Annotated in this window: 6 protein-coding genes; 5 read left to right on the top strand and 1 reads right to left on the bottom strand. The window is 52.7% G+C overall.

Going from position 1 to position 6,000, the window contains the following annotated elements; all coding sequences use genetic code 11:
• Positions 1 to 16: 16 nt before the first annotated feature.
• Entirely contained in the window at positions 17 to 799 is a 783-nt protein-coding gene (locus tag GGR95_RS12900) for a transporter substrate-binding domain-containing protein (protein WP_184566475.1), read from the bottom strand.
• Positions 800 to 1,137: 338 nt separating this feature from the next.
• On the opposite strand from GGR95_RS12900, the gene GGR95_RS12905 reads away from it, so the two are divergent.
• The 5 genes from GGR95_RS12905 (at position 1,138) to GGR95_RS12925 (ending at position 5,925) form a co-directional block, all read left to right on the top strand.
• Entirely contained in the window at positions 1,138 to 2,199 is a 1,062-nt protein-coding gene (locus GGR95_RS12905) for an extracellular solute-binding protein (protein ID WP_184566476.1), read from the top strand.
• Between the two features lie 73 nt (positions 2,200 to 2,272).
• Positions 2,273 to 3,379 carry an ABC transporter ATP-binding protein gene (locus GGR95_RS12910; RefSeq protein WP_184566478.1) on the top strand — a complete coding sequence of 369 codons (1,107 nt, stop codon included), beginning with the start codon at positions 2,273 to 2,275 and terminating at the stop codon, positions 3,377 to 3,379.
• Positions 3,379 to 4,242: an ABC transporter permease gene (locus GGR95_RS12915; RefSeq protein ID WP_184566480.1), complete on the top strand. Its 864-nt coding sequence runs from the start codon at positions 3,379 to 3,381 to the stop codon at positions 4,240 to 4,242. The genes GGR95_RS12910 and GGR95_RS12915 overlap by 1 nt, the downstream gene beginning before the upstream one ends.
• A gap of 1 nt (position 4,243) precedes the next feature.
• Positions 4,244 to 5,098, top strand: a complete 855-nt coding sequence (locus GGR95_RS12920) for an ABC transporter permease (protein WP_184566482.1) — start codon at positions 4,244 to 4,246, stop codon at positions 5,096 to 5,098.
• A gap of 512 nt (positions 5,099 to 5,610) precedes the next feature.
• Positions 5,611 to 5,925, top strand: coding sequence for a hypothetical protein (locus GGR95_RS12925; RefSeq protein WP_184566484.1), 315 nt, complete (start codon positions 5,611 to 5,613; stop codon positions 5,923 to 5,925).
• The last annotated feature ends 75 nt before the right edge of the window (positions 5,926 to 6,000 follow it).

Raw genomic sequence — 6,000 nt, forward strand, 5'->3', positions numbered from 1 at the left:
GCAATTATATAAAGTGTTAGCGGATGTCGCCGCCGACCCATTCGTTTGCGATCGCTAGGTAAGTGCCATCGGCCATCATCTCGTCCAGCGCGGTTTGCATCGCAGCTGCCAATTCCGGATTACCTTCGCGGATCGCGATGCCTGCGCCGAATTCTTCGGTCTCGATATCGTCGAGAATAGTGTATTCCTGACCGGTTTCCTGCATGGCAAGGATCGCTGCGATATTGTCGTTAACAATCACATCAACGCGGCCATTCTCAAGCTCCAGCAGCAACTCTGGCAGGCCTTTGTATGTGCGCACGTCATAGCCCAAATCGCGCGCCCATGCTTCGTGTGTTTCACCCAATGTAAGACCCACACGCGCATCGCCCAATTGCGAAGCAGATGTGAAACCGTTGCCTGGTTTGGCGAAGATCGCGCGTTTGGTGGTGTAATACGGGCCGACAAAATCAATCACCTTGTCGCGTTCTTCCGTGATAGACATTGAGCCGACGATGGCATCAAATTTATTGGCCAGAAGGCCCCCGATGATGCCATCCCACGCAGTTGTGACGATCTCGACTTCAACACCCATGCGCTTGGCGATTTCTTTCCCGATGGACGGATCAAAGCCGACGACTTCGTTGGCGTCGTTCACAAAGTTGAACGGAGGATAAGCACCGGTCATCGCAATGCGCATCACGCCGCGTTCTTTGATGCCTGCAAGTTCGTCCGCGGCCGCAAAGCTGGCCACACCCAAGCTGGCGGTGGCGATCGTGGCGGCTAATACCGACTGTAAAACTGTTCTGCGCGTTGTCATCATGTTCTCCAATGGACTCATGTGCAGGGTGTTTCCTGCTTGATATTCACGAAAGGGTTACACAGCCCTTCCCATTGCACAAATAGATATTGAGTATTTTTACTATTGATAAAATCTATGAGTTCGTACTCAAACTATGACTGCCGCTGTGGGATGAAGAGCGCATGGAAGGCCGTAAGTCCCTGCCAAGTAGAAGCAATTGCGGCGCTGAGTATTGTGGGCCTGTGGTTGACGGTCCAATAAGGTGTCGTAAAACATTTACATTTGCTTACTATGGACAGACTGTAATTTGACTGCCTTACTAGGCTCAGATTTTTACTTAAAAACAGGAATTTGTCATGAAACTTGGACTCGTCGCTACATCCGCGCTGATTGCAGCCCTTTCAACAACAGCCGTTTCCGCCGAAACATTGCGCCTTTTGACATGGGGCGGCTACGCACCTGAAGACGTGATCGCGCTGTTTGAAGAAGAAACAGGCCACACCGTTGAGGTCACAACCTCAAACAACGAAGAAATGATCGCAAAACTGCGCGCCACCAATGGCGGCGGCTTTGATTTGGCGCAGCCAAGCCAAGACCGGATCACCAGCGCGCAGGAAGAATTCGGCATCTACAAGCCGATCGATATGTCCCGCGTAGACGCGGCCCAGATCATTCCATCGATGCTGGAAGCGACCGCCACAAACACAACATTTGACGGCGCAGTCTTTGGCCTGCCCCATGTTTGGGGCACCAGCGGTTTGATCGTGAACACTGCCAAGGCGGCGCAAGTTACCGACTATGTTGATCTATGTGACGCATCCGTTGCGGGCAGCGTGTCTTACCGTCTGAAGCGTCCGACCCTGATTGGTTTTGCCTTCTCTATGGGTCTGGACCCCTTCGCGGCCTACGCCGATGCGGACGCCTACAAAGGTATTCTGGATCAAGTCGAAGCCAAGCTGACCGAATGTAAGCCAAACGTGAAAACATACTGGGATGGCGGCGACGAAATCCAGAACTTGCTACGCTCGGGCGAAGTGGTTGCCGCGATGGCGTGGGATACAGGCGGATGGCAGTTGAACGCGGATAACGCGGATATCACCTTTGTTGCCCCAAAAGCAGGCGCTTTGGGCTGGATTGATACGTTTGTTCTGCCGTCACGCGGCCGTGCAGATGATGCTGCTTATGACTGGATCAACTTTGTGATGCGTCCTGATATTGCCTCCATGATCACCAATACTGCCGGTAACTTTACCGCCGCTGTTAATGGCGATTCCGAGGTCAGCGCCGAGCTGAAAGCACGCTATCAGGGCAGCTTTGATCAGGCCGCGATTGATAACATCAAATGGTATCCACCGGTTCCTGCAGGTTTGGAAGCACTGGAAGGTGCAACACTGGACCGCGTCAACGCAGCCAAGTAAGCTACGTCAAACACTAAATGAAGAAGGGCGCACCCCTCGCGCCCTTCTTTGCAATTGTAGAAAGCCGAAAACCATGACCTCCACCGCTGATCTTGTCTGCCGTGACCTGACCAAAGATTTTAAGGACTTCCGTGCAGTTGATCATGTGAGTTTCGAAGTCCCGCAAGGATCGTTCTTTTCCATTCTCGGGCCGTCGGGCTGTGGGAAAACTACGCTGCTGCGGATGATCGCCGGATTTCAATTTCCTACCAGTGGGGATCTGTTGATCAAAGGGAAATCCATGATTGATGTGGGGCCAAACAAACGCCCCGTTTCTATGGTGTTTCAACACTTGGCATTGTTCCCGATGATGGATATCGGCAAAAATATCGGCTTTGGCCTGCGTCAACGCGGCGTGCCCGCCGCTGAAATCAAACAGAGGGTAGGGCGCGTGTTAGAGCGTGTCGGCCTTCCGGGCATTGAAAACCGTCAGGTCAGCCAGCTATCGGGTGGGCAAAAACAACGCGTCGCGATTGCACGCTGTATGGTGCTGGAACCTGACGTTTTGCTGTTGGACGAGCCCCTTGGTGCGCTGGATCTAAAGCTACGCGAGCATATGAAGATCGAACTGAAGGCGCTTCAGGCAGAATTCAACACTACTTTTGTCTACATCACCCACGACCAATCCGAAGCCTTGGTGATGAGCGACAATATCGCTGTGATGAACAAAGGCCAATTCGATCAAATCGGCACCGCAAAAGAGCTGTATTACGAACCAGCAAACGCTTTTGTCGCCGGGTTTGTTGGCGATGCGAACCGTTTTGAAGGCAAGGTGACAGCAGTGAACGGGCAGATCGTCACGATTGAGACCGAGGGCGGGGGTGTGCAGCAAGCGCATGCCTCGGCAAAGGTGCCGAGTATTGGCCAACGTGCCCAAGCCTTTGTGCGGCCCGAAGCAATCGAGCTGTCCAAAACCCCCTTTGCTTCCGCCACGCACCCCAATGCCAGTGCACAAATTGTCGATAGCGTGCTGTTCAACGGTGCAAATTCCGTTGCCATCCTGCGCGACCCAAAATCAGGTGAGACATTGCAAGCCGCGCTGCCTCAAACCGGTGAATTCTTGGGCTTGGGCAAAGGGGAGGCCATTCACGCCAATTGGAACGCAGGGCAGGCGCGCTGCTTTGTGGCGGAGGGGCAATAATGGTCACTGACCGCTCCAAGCTCGGGTTTTATCTGCTACTGTCGCCACTGCTGTTGTGGTTGGTGACACTGATCATCTTGCCGCACATCGGCCTTTTCGCCGTCTCGATGAGCGAAAAAGTGGGCGTGCGTGAATATGAAACAGGGTTTGGCAATTACGCGGTTTTCTTTAACGAACCGCTGTATTGGCGTACCTTCGCACGCACGGCATTCATGTCGATCCTCACAACGGTCCTGACATTGTTGCTGGGGTTTCCCATTGCTTATTACATTGCCAAACTGACCCGTGGCCGCACCAAAACGACGCTGTTTCTGATGTGCTTGATCCCGTTTTGGGTGTCTGAATTGGTGCGTACATTCGGTTGGATGATCCTACTGCGCGAAACGGGTGTCTTGTCTAATTTTCTGCAATATACAGGTATTTTGTCTGAACCTGTTGAGTTTTTGTATAACGATGCGGCCATCATGGTGGGCCTTGTTTATACGTCGATCCTGTTCATGATTGTACCGCTGGTCACCACATTGGATAGTTTGGACGACAGCTTGATTGAAGCGGGATATGATCTGGGTGGTTCAGGATTTTCCATCTTGCGTGAAATCGTGATCCCCCATGCGATGCCCGGTATCGTGTCAGGCTGTATCGTGGTGTTTATGCTGTCACTGGGTAATTACCTGACCCCGATCTTGCTGGGGGGCAAAGATAGCCTGTGGTTTACGGGGCTGATTTATACCCAATTCATCACCCGCTTTAACTGGGAGCTCGGCTCGGCCTTTGGCTTCCTGCTTTTGGGCCTATCATCGGCGGTGGTCTTCCTCGGCCTCAAGCTGTCGCGGCAATCTCTTTCAGATACGATGGGACGTTAATATGATCCCTACAGTTCCCCAATCATCGGCAATGAAATGGTCCTATCGGGCCTATGTTTCATTGTTTTTCATCTACCTTGCCTTGCCCTTGGCCGTCGTCTGCGCCTTCGCATTCAACGACAGTGTGTTCCCGTCGTTACCATGGGAAGGCTTCACATGGGCGTGGTTCTTTGGCGACGAGGCACCCTTCATCGGTGTTTTTCACGAACGCTCCATCCTGCGCGCCATCGGCACATCTGCATTTGTTGCCTTTTGGGTTTCCAGCCTGTCGGTGACCGTAGGCACCTGCAACGCCTTCTTATTCGTCCGCCATGATTTTCGCGGCAAAGGGTTTCTCTATATCTTGATGCTACTGCCGCTGATCATCCCAGGCGTGATCCTTGGTATTTCGATCCTCGTTTTCGCCAGCTCTGTGGCCAATACCCTAGAGGACGCCACGGGTATGTGGTTTGACGGGCTGCGCCCTGGCTTGATCCTTGTGATCTTGGGGCAGTTCTCATTTATCACAACCTTTGCAACGCTGGTGATTTCGGCGCGACTGCAAAAATTTGACCTCAGCCTAGAAGAGGCCGCACTGAATCTTGGTGCCAGCAAATGGGGTGCAATCCGTCAAGTAACGCTGCCTTTCTTGCTGCCTGCGATTGTGGGGGCTGGGGTGGTTTCAATGCTGATGAGCTTTGAGAACTTCAACACAACCTTGATGCTGGTAGGCTCTGACGCGCCACTGACGATCGCAATGTTCGACAAGCTCAAGCTGGGTTCGACACCGGTGTTGAACGCCGTATCCCTGTTGCTCATTGTCGGGTCGGCAGCATTAGGAATATTCTCACTCATTTTCCAACGTGCAAAAGAATAACGGTTCTGTCGCGAACTTTTCTCTACAGTTTGCGCGCTGGGGAAGGGGATATTCGGGTCGCCCATTTCATCAACCCTTGAATGGACGGATAAAGTGCGTCAACGGCGACAATACCTTGTTGACGCGCTCCGAAACGCTGCTGCTCTACATAGCAGGTCGTGAGGGTGAACGGTGTAGCGGAAACAATTGGGTGTCCGATCTAGTCATGCTCGCCCTGCGCTATGACCCAGCGAAGGCGCTGTTATCCCAAAAAGCTGTGTAGGCGCTTTCGACAGTAAGGTTCTGATCGACGTGACCAACTCGCTGGCACGCGTGTCGTTAAAGCCTTCAACACAGTCTTTGCCGATCTTCTCAAAGGGCAGGCAGCAGGCACGACATCCAGATCATAAGTGAGCCGAAGGTTTCCGCAACCACAACCTAGCAGATTTAATGGACGCCTCAATTTGACACTATCATGGGCTGTACTTAACCATAAGCTGTACACGCAAGGTCGGAACCATTTGAGAAGCGATATGAGAAAAATCCTCTACGAAAGCGAAACCGCAAAGGTGGTCAGCGTTGGAGATATTGCGGGCAGGGACGTTTGCGTGACATTTCACCCATACGCTTCTATTGAAAGCAACTTAAATGTTGCGCTTGGGTTTGGCGAAGCCCAGCTGGCGAAACTTGGGAAGCCTGCTGTGCATTTCATCAACTTGAGGAACCACTGGTGGCATATAGAAGACCTTACGGAGTGTCTTGAGGCTGCCAAATCCGTCGTGGATACCGCAAAAAGCAGGACCGGCTACGGTTCGTCAATGGGTGGGTATGGACCTGTCACGCTTTAGTGCCGCCCCAAGTGCTCGTTTAAGCCACCTTTCGTTCGAAGGCGACAGGGCTTTTCCAGCCCAGTGCTGAGTGGC

This window comes from Sulfitobacter undariae, from assembly GCF_014196805.1.
GTDB lineage: Bacteria > Pseudomonadota > Alphaproteobacteria > Rhodobacterales > Rhodobacteraceae > Sulfitobacter > Sulfitobacter undariae.